Origin of the sequence: Kribbella sp. NPDC000426 (assembly GCF_040300265.1) — a bacterium.
Taxonomy (GTDB): Bacteria; Actinomycetota; Actinomycetes; order Propionibacteriales; family Kribbellaceae; genus Kribbella.
The window spans coordinates 78,543-95,583 of the sequence record NZ_JBEPDK010000004.1 but is presented as its reverse complement, the minus strand read 5'-3'; the positions used below and the strand labels follow the sequence as shown (position 1 = coordinate 95,583).

Below are 17,041 nucleotides of genomic sequence, written 5' to 3'. Positions count from 1 at the left end.
CTGTCTGCCTCGTGGTCTGAGGTCAGGCGATGCCGACTGCCTCGAAGGCGGCTTCTACTGCGGCGATCTTGCTGAGGCGCTCGCTCGCAGGCAGGCGGCGGAACAAGCTTCGGGCGCTGGACAGCGTGAAGCGGCGGCTGTCGGTGAACTGCGACGTTCGGGACAGTCGTTGAGTCAGTGCCAGGTAGAACACAGCGGCCACCTCGGCCGGGGCGAGGATCAAGTCGCCGGCGTCGTCCAGGGCGGTGAACATGTTGAACGCCGCCTTGTTGTGGATGCCGCTGTTGATGTGGACTCCGCCCCAGTCGCCCTCGCGGGTGTATGGAAGGTCCTGGTAGTTCTTCATGTGGTCCGGCTGCCTGAAACGTGGCGGGTTCGACAGGTCACGGAAAGGCTCGTTCCCGAGCTTGAGGTTCTCGCCCAGCTCCCAGTTCCAGGTCCGTGGATCTGGGTTACCGAGGTTGGCGACGACCGTACCGAATATGTCGGAGATCGATTCGTTCAGCGCGCCCGACTGGAAGGCGTACTCGATCCGGGCCGTGCGGTCCGTCACGCCGTGGAACATCTCGTGCGCGACCACGTCGATGTTGGCGGCCAGTGACCGTAGGTCGCTCGGGTGTCGCACCTGGCCGTACACCATCTGCTCGTCGTTCCAGAACGCGTTGACCCAATCGTCGGGCCGGCCGGGGCGGGTCGGCTGGACGATGCAGTTGACGGACGACTTCATGGTTCCGCCACGTCCGTCGATGTTGTCCCGCCGCAAGGCAGTGCGCAGGAACTCCGACACCACCACCGCGTTCGCGTGGGCACTCACCGCAGCGGGAGTCCAGGGCGGCGAGTCGTCGACGATGTCTCCCGGCAACTGGTCTCTGGCGACGACCGGGTCGGCAAAGTGGAAGTCGTACGTCTCGACGTTGTGGACCGGGTCGATCAGCACGAAACCACCGGGCTTGGATGTCACGGTGAACGTCCGCGCAGCGCCGAAGCTGTCGGCCGCAGTCTGTTCCTCGGTGGCCATGCTCGGCGTGCGCGGCAGGATCGTGACGATCTGGCCGTCATGGGCATCCACCACATAGTCGACGAACCGTGGCGGCTCGGGGCTGGTGTCGTCCGCCGCTTGGTCCAGCCTGACCGGCACGTCCTCGAGGATGTACACGAGCCGCCAGCGAGCAATCTTGACGTCGTAGTAGTAGTTCTGTCGCGGAACCACGCCGGTCAGGTTCGGCCGGTAACCGTCCTGTGCGGCGGCGGCTGCTCGCAGTACGTCGGCCGGCGAGACACTGGCAACCGGGTCGACATTCTTTGGCTCGCCGAGGGCGGCGTCGATCCCGACCAGGCTGTTCGTATCGTCGAGCTCCACTGTCACCAGCGAGCCGTAGACCGGGATGTCGTGAAACATCTGGCGGAACTTCACCGTGCGCGTCTCGGTCAGCGGGACCGTCTCGGTCCCGATCGTCTTGAACTGGGCGACGGTGCCGTTGTCCTCCGGAGCCGTGAGTGACGGCACCGCTGTGCTGGCCACGGCCTGGTCCAGGAATCGCCGCGCCGCGGTCTCCGGATCGAGGTCGCTCTCGCGGTCGGCTCCTAGCGGGCGAAGACCCGGATAGGCCGACCGCTCCGCTGCCAGTTCCTCGATGGCGCCCGCCGACGACTCGTCCGCTGCATGCAAGGAGAATGAATTCAGTCCGTTGGCGGAGTCGATTGCCATGACGGTCCCTTCCTTCCGGTCAAACTGTCGGTGGTACGGCGAGATCAGCCGCAACCAGGTGGAGCGCGTGCAGCGGGTGGGGCGATACGCGGAAGCCGACGGTGTCGGCGGTGCGCCGTTCGTCCGCGTCCTCGCCGACGAAGACACAACGGGCGGCCGGCAGACCGGCACGTTCACTGGCCAGGACGAAGAAGCTGGGCTGGGATTTGTTCATACCCTCGAGCGAACTGAACAGGCAGAGCTCGGAGTCGACGACAGCAGACAGCCCCGATTCGCGCAGCAGCTTGTTCATCGCGGCGGCAGTTTCGTTGCCGGTATTCGAGATCAGGCCGACCCCGGCACCTCCTTCCCGCATCCTGGCCAGGACGTCCGGCACGAACGGGTAGACATCCAGGCGGGCCAGATGCGCGCCCTCCACCACGGCACTCGCCAAGGTGTCACCGATATCGAAGAAGACTGCTGGTCCGCTGCTCATCTGCCCTCCCACGCCAGGTGCTACGGCGAAGGGCGTGGCAGGCGCCGGATCAACCGGAGCCGGGCGAATGCCGCAAGCGCCGACAGCGGCCTCCCCAGCGGCTGTCGACAGATCCCCCTCGCGACGCAGAGCGTCACCTTTCAGCGTTCCACTCGTGCCGAATTCGTGCAAGACAGCAAAACTAGCTCACCTGTTTGAACGAGAAATCGGCAATGGAAATACCCGCTGAGGCATTGCACATTCGCGGTCTTGACGGTGGTTGGGACTCGGGGGACTGTGGAAATTCGACGTGCGGCCGACGGACCTGGGGCGGGACCGCTGCCGTACTCGTTGGGGGGTGGACGACACATGAGCGAGAACGAGCAGGATCCCGGTCCGGTCCTCCAAGGATTCGCTGTCAAGACGACCGCTCGCGCGGCGCAACAGAAAGTGGATCGTGCGATCCGCGACGTACTCGGCGAGGGCTGGCGAGCTACCAACTACGGGGACCGCAACAACCAGTTCGAAGTGACTGCCGAAGAAGGTGCACTCAGCCCGCGCGATGCATGGGACCGGACCTACCAGCTTCGTGGGCACAAAGGCATCGTGAGCGCCGAACCGTTGTTCAAGGCCTGGGTCACCGACCGTCCGGAGTGGGGCTTCGACGGCGACGAGGAAGCAGCCGCTGCCTTCGGTCCGTCGAGCTTCGGCTGTGGCAGTGGTGAGGACCTCGCCGAAGCCAAGGATCACGAGTGGAGCATCGAGTTGGCCAATGTCCCGCTCGCCTGGCAGAACCACTTTGCCGGCGCACAGCCGGGCGAAGGAGTCGTCATCGGCCACCCGGACACCGGCTATCGGCGTCACCCGGAGATCGCGGCCAACTTGCAGACCGGCGGCCGCGACCTGGTCGACCACGACGACGACCCGCAGGACGAGCTGAAGAAGACCTTCCCGTGGCAGAACGGCGGCCACGGCACGGGTACGGCGAGCGTCATCATCAGCCCACGAGGCGCCGCCAACGGGAACCCGGCCGACGCGGTCAGTGGTACGGCGCCGCACGCCGAGCTGATCCCCTTCCGGGTCTCCGACAGCGTGGTCCTCCTCGACACTCTCAACCTCGCCCGCGCGATCGAGATGGCGACAGACCGGGGCGTCCACGTCATCTCCATCAGCATGGGCGGCCTCAGCAGTGACCGTCTACATGACGCCGTGACCTACGCGACGAGCCGAGGCGTCATCGTGCTCGCTGCCGCCGGCAACTGCGTCCGGTTCGTGGTGTTCCCCGCGGCGTACGACGAGGTCGTCGCCGTCGCCGCGTGTGATGCTGAACGTGGCATCTGGAAGGGTTCGTCACATGGACGTGCGGTGGACATCACCGCCCCCGGTGACCGGGTCTGGCATGCAGTCGCGAACGCCAACGATTCCCTCAACAATGTGGGCCAGGGCTCAGGTACGTCGTACGCCGTGGCCGCCGTCGCAGGGATCGCCGCCTTGTGGCTCGCCAAACACGGCCGGAACAAGATCATCAACGCGTGCGGCGGCAAGGAGCGGATCGCGTCGACTTTCTCGCAACTGCTGCGAGACACCGCGACCCCGGTCCCCAGCTGGCCGTCCGGACAGTTCGGCGGCGGGCTCGTGGATGCCGACAGACTGCTGTCGGCACAGCTGCCCAACGGCCGAACGGTACCGACGCTCGCACCGACTGCGAGCCAACACGTACCGCTGGCACGCGGCGGCCTCACCACGTTCGGTCATCTCTTCGAGGACACTGTCCGCAATGCCCGACCATCTCTGCTCGCCGCGGTCGACGAACCGAGCCCCCTCGACGGCGGACTGGCAGACCTCTTGGGGACATCTGCCGACAAAGTCCCGGCCGACCTCGGCCAGGTCGGTCAGGAACTCGCGTTCTACCTGGCGACCGACCCGAGGCTCTACCGCCGATTCGAAAACGCCGTCTCCGCCGGGCATGACGAGGTCGCCATCGACGACGTCCGCGAGCAACTGCTCAAGAACGGCGTCTCGGACGCGCTGGAGGTCAAGCTCCGACGCTAATCACCCGTGAGGGTGCTTCGTCAGCCGTGGAGGGTGCGGTAGCGGGTGGTGGCGCCTGGGTGGAGGTTCAGGGGGCTGGTGCCGATGAGGGAGTTCGGGTCGAGGTAGTGGGCGCCGATCGCGGCGGCCGGGACGAGGCCGGCTGCGTGCTTGACGAGGACGTCGACGATCTTCGAGGCGACTGCGCGGGAGAGTTCGGGTCGGCAGATCAGGAGGTTCGGTACGCCGATGGTGCTGACCTCTTCGACACCGCCGTACGTGCCGGCCGGGATCTGGGCCCTCTGGTAGACCACGCCGTACGCCGTGCGCAGCGTGGACAGCCAGCGGTCGAGAGGCAGCAGGCGGACGGGGATCTGAGCGGAGAGATCCGACAGTCGCCGGGTCGGTACCCCACCGGACCAGAACATCGCGTCGATCCGTCCTGCGGCAAGCGCGTCGGCGGCGTCCGAGAGATGCAGGTTGGCGATCACGGGGGCACGCTCGGCGTGCATGCCGGCTGCGATCAGGAGCCGGTTCGTGGTCAGCGCGGCACCGGCGCCTGGTGGTCCGGAGGAAACCCGCTTGCCGACGAGGTCAGGCAACTGGCGGACGGGTCCGGCCGCGGGGACAACGCACTGCAGATAGTTTTCGTAGACCCTGCCGAGAGCGACAACCTCGCGAGAGTGCGCCGTGGCATCGGCGAGGCAGATCGCCAAGTCTGCTTGCCGGAGACGCAGGAGCTCGAGGTTCTGCAGGCTGCCCTCGGTCGACCGCACCTCGACGGTCCGGGCGACCTTTGCAGCCGTCAGCTGCGTCGCGAGGAGCTGTGCGAACTCCAGGTAGAACCCGCCACGCTCACCGCCGGCCACCACCAGCCGGTCCACGAGAGGGCGGTCGGAGCTGCAACCACCGACGTACGACGCCAGTCCGGCCGCCAGCAGAGCCCGCCGGGACAAGCGCAGGCCGCTCATGTCGCCGCCCGCAGGTCGACGTGAACCGCCAGGCCGTGTGGCGTCACCGCCTCGATCGTGAGCTTCCCACCGGCGGCGCTGACCAGTTGGTCGACGATCGCCAGACCGAGACCGCTGCCTCGCGGCGACTGGTGCTGATCGGCGCGCCAGAACCGCTGCGACGCCAGCTCACGTTGCTCCTGAGGAAGCCCTGGCCCGTCGTCGACGACAGTCAGCCGTACGCCGTCCGCGCCTGTCCGCTCGATCCGGACAATCACCCGCGCTCCGTCGCCGGCGTACTTGATCGCATTGTCGACGAGGGCCCCGACGATCTGTCGCAGGTCGGTTTCGCTGACGGCAACCGGCGGTACGACGGCGAGATCGGCTGCCAGGTCGACTCCGCTTTCGGCGGCGAGCAGTCGCCACGCCCCCACCTCACCGGGCAGCACCTCGGAGACGACCGACTGACCGGCCACGGCATCCGGGCGCCGGCTCTCGGCCTCGGCAAGCCTGAGCAGATCGTTGAGCAGCGCCTCGAGCCGATCAAGGTCCTGCTGGATGCCGGCGAACCGCGGGCTGGACGGATCGCGGAGCTCCGAGGCCAGGGCGTCGAGCCGGAGCCGGACGGCCGCCAGCGGGTTCCGCAGCTGGTGCGACGAATCGGCCACCATCCGGCGCTGCATCTCCAGGGATCGGGTGACCGTGGCCGCCATGTCCGCGAACGATCGGGTCAGATGGCGCAGCTCCGGCGGCCCGGACAGCATGACGGCCGGGCCCGTCGTCGGCGTCTCGGCAAGGCCGACGACGGCCTCCTCGAGCCGCCGGACCGGAAGGACCACCCAGCGGGTGAGCAGCATCGCCAGCAGAAGGAGGAGCAGTTCGACGGCGATCGCCCCGGTCACGATCAGCGCCCAGTCGCGACGTACGTCGGAGATCGCCCGGCCGGCGTCGACGCGCAGCACGACTGCGCCGGCCAACTCATGCGGGGTGCCGACGGGACGGGCCAGCAGATGCCGCCGCTCGCTCCACGGCCGAACCGGGTCGAGGGTCGTCTGCGCAAGGTTCCGCGACGCGGATGCCAGGGTCTCTCGCACACCCGGATCGTCGAGGTCCAGCGAGCCGGTGGACATCAGCGGGTGTCCGCTCGGGCCTACCAGCAGCAGGTCTTCGCCGTACACCTCGGTCATCCGGGATGCTTCCGCCTGCACGGCGGCCAGGTCGCCGGCGTCCTTCACCTCCCTGGCCAGTGCAGCGAGCCGGTCGAGCGTTGCAACGCGGTTGAGCAACAGCGTCTGCGTGCGGGCCTGAGAGGTGGTCGCGAGCAGCGGCAGGACCAGCCCGGCGACTGCGACGAGGGAGAAGACCGTCAGCACGATCAGAACTCGCGTTCTCATGAGCCGAGTCGGTATCCGAAACCGCGGATGGTGGTGATCAGGCCGGGACAGCCGAGTTTGACGCGTAGCTGGGCGAGATGGACGTCGAGCGCCCGCGAGCTCGCCAGGAAAGCGTCGCCCCACAACTCGTCGAGGATCACCTCGCGGCTCACCGCGGCACCCACCCGGCGCGCCAGCGCCCCGAGCAGGTCGAACTCCTTCGGAGTCAGCGTGATCTCCCGCTCGCCGACCCGGACGCGTCGAGCGGTCAGGTCGATCACGACGTCACATACCTCGACCACCCCGGCCGGCAGCGAGCTCCTGGCGCGACGGGTGACCACCACGTCGATCCGGGCCAGGAGCTCGCCCAACCGTACGGGCTTCACCAGGTAGTCGTCGGCGCCGAGCCGCAGGCCGCGCACCACCGACCGCTCGTCACCGCGCGCGGTGACGACCAGCAGCGGTACCTCGCTGACCAGGCGCAGCTTTCGCAGCACGTCGAGCCCGTCGCCGTCGGGCAGGCCGAGGTCCAGCAACACCACATCGGCCGAGCTGTGCCGAAGCAGCACGTCGGCGCCTCTGGAGACCCGACGTGGTTGGTGACCGTGCGCGCCGAGCACATCGACCAGTGCCGCACCGACGCTGTCGTCGTCCTCGGCGATCAGTATCCGCACGACGTCAATGTCGTGACAACCGCCGTACTGCGCAACCCCGGGCGCCGAATCCTTACGTGGCCTTGAGCACAACCCTGAGGTGCCGATCGACACGCGCACGGCTGTTGTCGATACGCGCAGGATCGTGGGGCACTTCGTGGACGCCACTGCGCCGGACCATGTTCCTTGGCACGGAGGACTCAGTTCTTCCTTCGTCGCCCCGTGGAGGCCGTCATGCCGTCTCGTACTCTTCAACGCCCACGTAAGGCCGGTCGGTTGGCGGTGGCGATGAGCAGTGTCCTCGCCCTCCTCGGAAGTCTGCTGGTCGTCATCGCCTCGACGCCGGCTCGAGCCGCGACGGTGCTGGGCGAAGCGCAGGCGCGCGATGTCGCCGCCAGGACCGGGCGCCAGGTCGAGGTCGGCACGCTGACCACTGAGACAGGGCAGGTGTTCGCCAATCCCGACGGTTCGTTCACCCGGCACGAGTCGGCGTTGCCGGTACGGGTACATGGATCGTCCGGCTGGGTGCCGGTGGATATGACGTTGCAGGCCCGAACGGACGGAACGGTAGCGCCGGTCGCCGGCCCGCTCGATCTGGCGTTCTCCGGGGGCGGCGATACGCCTCTGGTTCGGCTTCGCCGAGACGGCCGTGAGCTGGCTGTCGGCTGGCCGGGCAGTCTGCCCCAGCCGACGTTGTCCGGCGACACCGCGACGTACCGCGAGGTCTTCCCCGGTGTCGACCTCGTCCTGACTGCCTCGACTGCCGGTCTGTCGCAGATCCTGGTGGTCAAGAACGCGGCGGCCGCGACGAACCCGGCGCTCGCATCGCTGCCGTATCGCCTGACTGCCAAGGGTTTGGCGGTTCATGCCACGGCGGCCGGTCTGACCGCGACGGATCCGGCCGGCGAGGTCGTGTTCAGCGGACCCGCGCCGTACATGTGGGATTCCTCCGGTCACGGGTCCGCCGTACAGCCCGGTGGCCGGGTAACGGCAGTCGGTGCCAAGGTCGCCGGGGATCAGCTGTCACTCGTGCCGGATCGGGCGATGCTGACCAGCAGCACCACCCGGTTCCCGGTCTTCATCGACCCGTCGTGGTCCGGCGTCAAGCAGGCCTGGACCCAGGTGTGGAGCAACTACCCGACCACGTCGTTCTACAACGGCGCGAACCTCGGAACCTCGGAGAAAGTCGCCCGGGTCGGCTACGACGGCACGGACCAGAAGCGCACGCGCTCGTTCTTCCAGTTCGACACCAGCGGCGTGAAGTACAAGCACATCCTCAAGGCCACGCTGCAGACGTTCGAGAACTGGTCGTGGTCCTGCACGGTGCGCGAGGTGCAGGTGTGGGCGACCAACCCGATCTCGTCGGCGACGACCTGGAAGAACCAGCCGACGTGGGCGTACCAGATGGAGAAGAAGAGCTTCGCGAGGGGCTTCTCGTCGTCCAGTTGCCCGGCGGGCGGGGTGGAGTTCAACGTGACCAGCCAGGTCACGAACGCCGCCGCCAACGGCTGGTCCAACGTCACGCAGGGACTTCGGGCCTCGACGAAGGCGGAGAGCACCAGCGATTCGTACTCGTGGAAGAAGTTCGCCAACAACCCGAGTATCACCATCGACTACAACACGATCCCCGACAACCCCGCCAACCTCACCACCGAAGGCTCGGCGTCGTGTGTTACGGGTGCCGATCGGTTGGTCGTGTCCACGGTGACGCCGACACTCCGAGCGACTCTCCAAGACGCCGACAACTCGGTCCAGGCGCACTTCGAATGGTGGACGGTCGACGGTTCGGCCCCGGTCGGGGAGTACGTCTCGCCGACCGTCGCGGGCGCGACGCCGACGGTCGTCGCGACCACCGTTCCGTCGGGTGCCTTCGGCAACGGTGCGGTCGGCAAGTGGCGGGTCCGGGCCGAGGACGGCATCGACGTCAGCGCGTGGAGTCCGTGGTGTGAGTTCGCCGTGGATGCCACCGTGCCCGAGGCGCCGACGGCAGTGTCGTCGGGGTTCCCGGACAACGGAGCCGGCGACGCGGTGATGGGGACGAGCCTGCCGGTGACGTTCGGCGCCAACGGTGAGTCCGATGTCGTCAGGTACGAGTACGCCCTGAACGGGACCTCGACCGCGCTGAACCTGACCGCGACACCGTCGGCGCCGGGCGGCGAGGTGACGGTCTCGGTCGTCCCGGATCGGTACGTGAACTGGGTGCACGTCCGCTCGGTCGATGCCGGGGGCAACCGTTCCGCGGTGGTGACGGCGGTGTTCTACGCCGGCCCGGCGCCGGGTCCGGTCGCGGACTGGGGGCTGGACGAGACCGGTGACGGCACGGTGGCGGTCGACTCCGGGCAGGGCGGGCACAACGCCGCCCTCGGTGGCGGCGCGTCTTGGGGCGACGGCCGGCAAGGCGGTGCCCTGACGCTCAACGGTACGTCGGGGTATGCGGCGACGACCGGGTCGGTGGTCAACACGCTGAATTCGTTGTCCGTGTCGGGCTGGGTGCGCCTGACCGACACGTCGCGCAACGCGGTGGTGGCCACCCAGGTCGGGAGCCGGGCCGGCGCCTTCTCGTTGTACTACTCGAGCTCGTACCGGCGGTGGATCTTCAACCGCACCTCGGCCGACGTCGCCGCGCCGACCTACGTCCGGGCGATCTCCACCACCGTGCCCGCGGCGGACGGCAGGTGGGTGCACCTGACCGGTGTGTACGACGCGCCGAACGCCCAGATCCGGCTCTACGTCAACGGTGTCCTCGAGGCCACGACGGCGTACACCACGCCGTGGAGCGCGGCCGGGTCGTTCCAGATCGGGCGGTCGAAGGTCAACGGCGTCTACGGCGAGTACTGGCCGGGCGATCTGGATCAGCTGCAGGTGTACAACCGGGTGTTGCTGCCAGGCGAGATCCAGCAGATCGCGCGGCGCGACGGTGCCTGGCTGATGGACGAGACCTCCGGCACGACGGCCGGGGACGCCGCCGGGGCGCATCCGGCCAGTTGGTCGGCCGGCGGTGTGTCACGCGTGGCCGGCAAGAGCGGCAACGCGGTGCAGCTCAACGGCAGCGCCGGTGTGTTGACGGCGTCGGGGCCGGCGGTCCGGACCGACGGCAGCTTCACGGTGGCCGCCTGGGTGAAGCCGTCCGCGGTCGGCAAGAACGAGGTCGTGATCAGTCAGGACGGCTCGCAGGTGAGCGGTTTCAGCCTGGGATACGGCTGGGACGACATGTACGGCGGTTACCGCTGGTCGGTGGCGATGCCGGTCGAGGACTCGGCTGCGGCGGAGGTGCACGCCGCGGTCAGCCCGTTCGACGAGCCGGTGGCCGGTGGGTGGACGCACGTCGCGGGGGTGTACGACGCGAAGGACCAGACGCTGCGGCTGTACGTGAACGGACAGTTCGCGGCCGAGGCGTATCACCGCAGCGCCTGGAGCGCGACCGGGGCGGCGCGCTTCGGAGCGGCGTGGACGTCGGCAGCCGGTCTCGGTGGCTTCTTCACCGGCGCCATCGACGACGTGCAGATGTACTCCGGTGTGCTTACGGATCAGCAGATCGCCGACCTGTTCTTGCCGTCCCAGCTGTGACCCACGCGCTCGTGGGAGTAGTTCCGCCCCGCCCAATGAAAGGAGTGGCGCCATGCTGGTGCCGTTCACCGGAATAGTCACGGCCGTCGCGCTCGCCGCCGGCAGCCTGGTCGCCGCGCCCGCAGCGCGGGCTGATGTTGGTGCATCGGATGCGTGGCGGCCCGCGGCGCAGACCGAGTGGTCGGTGCCTGGGCGCGATTCCGCGCCCAGGTCGCGCCCGGCCGATCCGAAAGCGGCGTCCGTGCTGCATCAACCTCCACAGGTGAGCCGACCGGAGGCGGGTGAGGCGGAGGTGTCGCTCCCCCGCGACGGCACCACTACGCAGGCCGGCCGGTTGCCCGTTCGGGTCGGCGCGGGGCGGGTCCAGGGCGCCGCGTTGACGCCGGTGAACCGGGTCCGCGTTCAGGTTCACGACCGTTCGGCCGCTGAGAAGGTCGGCGCCTCGGGGATGCTGTTCAGCGTCGGTCGCACCGACCAGGTTGCGACCAGTGGCCAGGTGAAGGTCGAGGTGGACTACTCGGCGTTCCGTTCGGCGTACGGCGGCGACTGGGCAAGCCGCGTGCGGCTGGTGCGGCTGCCTGCGTGTGCGCTGACCACACCAGGCAAGGCCGGATGCTCGGACGGGCAGGTGCTGACGTCCAAGGCGACCGGCGACAACCGGATCGCTACCGAGATCGCCGCGTCGAGAGCGGCGACGGTGCTGGCGTTGTCGTCGGCGCCGGCGGGCAGCGCGGGCAGTTACAAGGCGACTGCGTTGTCCGCGTCGGCGTCGTGGAACGCGGGCGGCTCGTCGGGTGCGTTCACGTGGGCCTACTCGATGGACGGCCCGGAGGGTTTCGGCGGCCCGGAACCGGATCTGAACCTGGGCTATTCGTCGGGTGACATCGACGGCCGGGTGGCGTCGACGAACAACCAGTCGTCGTGGGTCGGTGAGGGCTGGGGCCTGGACGAGGGGTTCGTCGAGCGGCGGTACACCTCCTGCGCGGATGAGGTGACGACGACACCGAAGCCGCAGGACTTGTGCTGGGAGACCGACAACGCCTACCTGGTGTTGGGTGGGACCGCGTCCGAGCTGGTCCGTGACGACGCCACCGGTACCTGGAAACTGCGGGACGACGACGGTTCGCGGCTGGAGCGGTTGACCGGTGGAGTGAACGGCGACAACGACGGCGAGCACTGGCGGCTCACGTCGCTGGACGGCACGCAGTACTACTTCGGCCTGAACCGGTTGCCCGGGTGGGCCGCGGGTAATGAGGAGACCGGTTCGGTCTGGACGGCGCCGGTGTTCGGCAACGACACGGGCGAGCCCTGCCACGGGGCGTCGTTCGCGGCGTCGTACTGCACGCAGGCATGGCGCTGGAACCTGGACTACGTGGTCGACCCGAACGGCAACGCGATGTCGTACTTCTACGGCAGCGAGACGAACTATTACGGCCGGAACCTGACCGCGAGCGCCGGCACCCAGTACGTGCGCGGCGGGTACCCGAAGCGGGTCGACTACGGCCAGCGGTCCACGTCGATGTACTCGGCGGCGGCTCCGATGCGGGTGTCGTTCGCGGTGGACGAGCGCTGCGCAGCGGGTGCGACCTGCGGCACCGGCGACATCACGTCGGCCACTGCCGCGAACTGGCCGGACGTGCCGTACGACCAGAACTGTTCGGCCGGCAAGTCGTGCACCGGCTTGTATTCGCCGACGTTCTGGACGCGCAAGCGGTTGGCGTCGGTGACGACCCAGCTGTGGGTGTCGGGGACGACGTACCGCGATGTCACGTCGTGGGCGTTGGGCTATGAGTTCCGTGACCCGGGCGACGGCACCTCGCCGGCGCTGTGGCTGGCATCGATCACCGCGACCGGCAAGGTCGGCGGGACCGCGTCGCTTCCTTCGGTGTCGTTCCAGGGCGTGCAGCTGGGCAACCGGGTGGACGCCGTGGAGGGTATTCCGCCGATGTACAAGTGGCGGTTGACCGACGTGTACGACGAGGCCGGTGGGCACGTCCACGTGAACTACTCGGCGGCGGAGTGTACGGCGGGTTCGTTGCCGGCTCCGGACCAGAACACCAAGCGGTGTTTCCCCCAGTACTGGCAGGCCGACGGGTCCGAGTCGTTGACGCTGGACTGGTTCCACAAGTACGTGCCGATCACGGTGCTCGAGGACGACCAGTCCGGCGTGGCCGGGATCGAGCGCACCGACTATGAGTACGTCGGCGGCGGCGCGTGGCACTACGACGACAACGAGCTGACGCCCACGAAGTACCGCACGTGGGGAGAGTGGCGCGGCTACAGCCGGGTCCGGGAGCTCCACGGCAACCCCGGTGAGACCCGCTCCCAGGAGGAGACCCTCTATCTGCGCGGCATGGACGGCGACAAACTCGCGGCCGGTGGCACCCGCTCGGTGACCGTCACCGACTCCCTCGGCGGCACGATCGCCGATCATCCCGCGCTGGCCGGGTTCGAACGCGAGACCCTCACCTACACCGAGGCCGGCGGCAGCGTGCTGGAGGGCGTGATCACCGACCCGACGATCTCCGCCCCCACCGCCACCCGGGTCACCGTCAACGGCTCGCTCAAGGCCTACATGGTCGACGAGGCCGCCGAACGGTCCCGCGAGGCGCTGTCGTCCGGTGGATGGCGCAACACCGAGACCCGCACCACCTACGACTCGTACGGGCTCGAGATCGAGGAGAACGACCTCGGCGACACCGCCAAGACCGGCGACGAGGAATGCACGCGTACGACGTACGCCCGCAACACGTCGTCGTACCTGATCGATCTCGAGGCTCGCGAACAGACCGTGTCCGTGGCCTGCACCGTGACACCGTCGTACCCGGCCGACGCGGTGTCGGACGACCTGACCTACTACGACGGATCCACCACGCTGGGTGCGGCGCCGACCAAGGGCGACGAGACCCTCACCAAGGAACTCGCCTCCTTCTCGGGCACCACACCGGTCTACACGCAGGAGGGACGCACGACCTACGACTCCTACGGCCGGCCGATCGAGACCTACGACCAGCTGGACCGCAAGACGTCGGCCACCTACACCCCGGCCAGTGGCGCGGCCGTCACCGACATCACCGTGACCAACCCGGCCGGGTATGTGACCACGACGACCGTCGAGCCCGCGTTCGGTGAGTCGGTCGCCGAGGTCGACCAGAACGGGCGGCGGACCGACACGACGCGGGACCCGCTCGGCCGCATCACCGCGGTGTGGCTACCGGACCGGTCCAAGGCGGCCGGGAAGACCCCGAACACCAAGTACTCCTACCTGATCCGCCAGGACGCGCCGTCGGTGATCACCACCGAGGAGATCCGCGACGACGGCACGTACGAGGCCGGCTACGACCTGTACGACGGGCAGTTGCGCGAACGGCAGACCCAGGACCCGGCGCCCGACGGCGGCCGGGTCGTGACCGACACGTTCTACGACGCACGCGGCCTGGAAGTGAAGTCCAACGGCGCGTACTGGAACAGCGGCGCCGCCGGTACGACGTTGCTGACCGGGGTGAGCGACGCGGCCGTGCCCGGCCAGGACCTGACCGTCTACGACGGCGCCGAACGCGAAACGGTGGAGATCTTCCGCTCGCACGGGTTCGAGAAGTGGCGCACCACCACCACGTACGGCGGTGACCGCATCAGCGTGGATCCGCCGGACGGCGACACGGCCACCACGTCCATCACCGACGCGGACGACGCGGTCGTTGAGCTGCGCCAGTACACCGGCGGCTCGCCGACCGGTTCCTACGACGCGACCACCTACACCTACAACAAGCGTGGCGACATGGTCACCACGACCGACCCGGCGGGCAACACCTGGGACACCACCTACGACCTTCGCGGTCGCGTCACCCAACGCGAAGACCCCGACACCGGGACGAGCAGTTTCACCTACGACAACGCGGGCCAGCTGCTCACCAGCACCGATGCGCGCGGCACCACCCTCGCTTACACCTACGACGCCCTGGGCCGCCGTACCGGCATGTACGACGGATCGACCTCCGGCACCAAACGTGCTCAGTGGACCTACGACACCCTCGTCTCGGGCACCAGCGTCAAGGGCATGCTCGCGACGTCGACCCGCTTCGTGAACGGCAACGCGTACACCAAGTCGGTCGACGCCTACGACATCCGGTACCGGCCGCTGACCAGCACGGTCACGATTCCCGCGTCCGAGGGCGCGTTGGCCGGGTCGTACAAGACCAACACCGGCTACACCGCCACCGGGCTGCCGTCGCTGGTGTCGTACCCGGCAGCGGGTGGGCTCGCGGCCGAGACGCTGCGGTACGGCTACGACGCGTCCGGGCGGTTGCAGACCGCGGGCAGTGGTCTCGGCGCGATGCTCACCGCGGCGACCTACACGCCGTACGACGAAGTCGCCCAGTCGACCCTGTCCGCCGCGGCCGGCAAGCAACTCGTCCACACCGCGTTCTACGACGACGCGACCCGGAACCTGGATCGCGTCCTGGTCGACCGCTCCACTGCGCCCGAACACCTGGCGGACGTGAAGTACACCTACGATCCGGCCGGCAACATCACCAAGATCGCCGACACGCCCCAAGGCGGTGTCAGTGATGTCCAGTGCTTCAGCTACGACTACCTGCGCCGACTCACCGAGGCATGGACCCCTGCGGCCGACTGCTCCGCCCAGCCCAGCGCCGGCGCACTGACGGGACCCGCGCCGTACTGGCAGGGCTGGACGTATGACAAGACTGGCAACCGACTGAGCGAGACCAACCACGACCCGGTCACCGGTGCCGCCACCACCTCCAACTACACCTATCCCGCCGCCGGAGCAGCCCGGCCGCACGCGCTGGCCGGCGTCGCCACCGGCACCCGGAACGACACCTTCACCTACGATGCCGCGGGCAACACCACCGCCCGCAACGTCGCCGGGAAGGCCCAGACTCTCACGTGGGACGCCGAAGGCAATCTGGCCACCCTCACCGAGAACGGCAAGGCGACCAGCTACCTGTACGACGCCGACGGTGAGCGGCTCATCGCCCGCGACGCCGACAGCACCACCCTCTATCTCGACAACTCCGAACTCCGCCTCAGCCTCGCCGGCACGGTGACGGCCACCCGCTACTACGACCTCGGCAGCACCAGCGCCGTCCGGACCGAGTCGGGTCTCGACTTCACCGTTGCCGACCGCAACGGCACCAACACCCTTTCGGTCAACGCCACCGACCTCAGCCAGACGCAGCGCCGCTTCACGCCCTTCGGCGTCGACCGCGGCACCAAGCCCGCAACCTGGCCCGACCGGCACGGCTACGTCGACGGCGTCGACGACCCGACCGGACTCACCCACCTCGGCGCCCGCGAATACGACTCCGCCCGCGGACGCTTCATCTCCACCGACCCCGTCGCCGACTTCGACAACCCGCAACAGTTGAACGGCTACGCGTACGCCGACAACACGCCGATCACGGCCAGCGACCCCGACGGCCAGTGGCGCGTCCTGCCCGGCGGGCACTACTGCGACGGCTGCGGCGGCTACAACCACGCCCCCAAGAAAAAGAAGAAGGCGGCAAAGAAGCACAAGAAGGCCACCAAGAGTGCCGCCTCCCGCTACTACTGCGACAGCTGCGACTACCAGCGCTACCTCGCGAAGAAGAAGAAAGAGAAGATCGCGGCGGCCAAGCGGGCCGCCAAGAAGGCGGCGGAAAAGAAGGCCCGCGAGAAGGCGGCCAAGCTCAAGAAGAAGAAGGCCAAGAAGGCTGCCAAGAAGCCCAAGAAGAAAGAACAGCGCAAGCGGCCCAAGAAGGGCGGGAAATCCATCCTCGGCGGCGAGGACTACGCGCTGGTGAAGGTCGCCGGCGCCGGCTACGCGATCTGCCGGTTCATCAGGGGCACCCCGGCCAACACCTGCGCCGTCCTCGGCTCGGCGATCGCCAAGGGGAAGACCGACGGCGGCGGGTGGTACTACGTCAAGTGGTACGTCGTCGCCCGCGGCAGCTGGACCCTCTACCGGGTCGGCGAGATCTGGAAGAAGGGCGGCGTCACCCCGAGGGGCCAACTCGGCAAGGTCAAGGGCGAGTTCAGAGCCGACGGAAAGGTCATGAGACGAGGTCTCGGCCTGTGGTTCCTCTACGACATGCTCAGCGGCGACACCCGCTCGCCACATCGCAACGACAAGCCCAAGCAGAAGACGAAGTGCGTGGTCTCGTGGAAGGTCTGGGGCCACAACGTCTTCAGCATCTGCTGACCCTGTAGCGCCCGACCAGCGCCGACGACACCTTGTCGTCGGCGCTGGTCGTTTGTTGTCCAGCGATTCTTCTTAAGGCGAGGTAAGGATGGGCCGGTCGGGG

Annotated in this window: 8 protein-coding genes; 3 read left to right on the top strand and 5 right to left on the bottom strand. The window is 68.2% G+C overall.

Annotated features, from left to right (window positions below; genetic code table 11):
- Positions 1 to 22: 22 nt before the first annotated feature.
- On the bottom strand, positions 23 to 1,708 hold the full coding sequence (locus ABT313_RS19620) for a M4 family metallopeptidase (RefSeq protein ID WP_350855413.1): 1,686 nt from the start codon (positions 1,706 to 1,708) through the stop codon (positions 23 to 25).
- 19 nt (positions 1,709 to 1,727) lie between these two features.
- On the bottom strand, positions 1,728 to 2,183 hold the full coding sequence (locus tag ABT313_RS19615) for an HAD family hydrolase (protein WP_350855411.1): 456 nt from the start codon (positions 2,181 to 2,183) through the stop codon (positions 1,728 to 1,730).
- A gap of 348 nt (positions 2,184 to 2,531) precedes the next feature.
- Between ABT313_RS19615 and ABT313_RS19610 the strand changes: the two genes are divergently transcribed.
- Positions 2,532 to 4,214, top strand: coding sequence for a S8 family peptidase (locus ABT313_RS19610; RefSeq protein ID WP_350855408.1), 1,683 nt, complete (start codon positions 2,532 to 2,534; stop codon positions 4,212 to 4,214).
- A 20-nt stretch (positions 4,215 to 4,234) separates the two neighbouring features.
- On the opposite strand, the gene ABT313_RS19605 is transcribed toward ABT313_RS19610, so the two are convergent.
- Genes ABT313_RS19605 through ABT313_RS19595 form a run of 3 tightly spaced genes read right to left on the bottom strand, consistent with a single transcriptional unit; the run spans position 4,235 to position 7,190 of the window.
- The gene (locus ABT313_RS19605) at positions 4,235 to 5,164 is read right to left on the bottom strand and encodes a TAXI family TRAP transporter solute-binding subunit (RefSeq protein WP_350855405.1); all 930 of its coding nucleotides are present in this window, start codon (positions 5,162 to 5,164) and stop codon (positions 4,235 to 4,237) included.
- Positions 5,161 to 6,537 carry a sensor histidine kinase gene (locus tag ABT313_RS19600; RefSeq protein WP_350855402.1) on the bottom strand — a complete coding sequence of 459 codons (1,377 nt, stop codon included), beginning with the start codon at positions 6,535 to 6,537 and terminating at the stop codon, positions 5,161 to 5,163. The genes ABT313_RS19605 and ABT313_RS19600 overlap by 4 nt, the downstream gene beginning before the upstream one ends.
- A complete protein-coding gene (locus ABT313_RS19595) occupies positions 6,534 to 7,190 on the bottom strand; it encodes a response regulator transcription factor (RefSeq protein WP_350855399.1) in 657 nt (218 codons plus the stop codon). Before ABT313_RS19595 ends, ABT313_RS19600 begins: the two co-directional genes overlap by 4 nt.
- A 267-nt stretch (positions 7,191 to 7,457) precedes the next feature.
- Here ABT313_RS19595 and ABT313_RS19590 point away from each other — a divergent pair, with 267 nt between their 5' ends.
- Together ABT313_RS19590 and ABT313_RS19585 are read left to right on the top strand one after the other, a co-directional pair.
- Entirely contained in the window at positions 7,458 to 10,736 is a 3,279-nt protein-coding gene (locus ABT313_RS19590) for a LamG-like jellyroll fold domain-containing protein (RefSeq protein ID WP_350855396.1), read from the top strand.
- 52 nt (positions 10,737 to 10,788) lie between these two features.
- Positions 10,789 to 16,938 carry an RHS repeat-associated core domain-containing protein gene (locus ABT313_RS19585; RefSeq protein ID WP_350855393.1) on the top strand — a complete coding sequence of 2,050 codons (6,150 nt, stop codon included), beginning with the start codon at positions 10,789 to 10,791 and terminating at the stop codon, positions 16,936 to 16,938.
- The last annotated feature ends 103 nt before the right edge of the window (positions 16,939 to 17,041 follow it).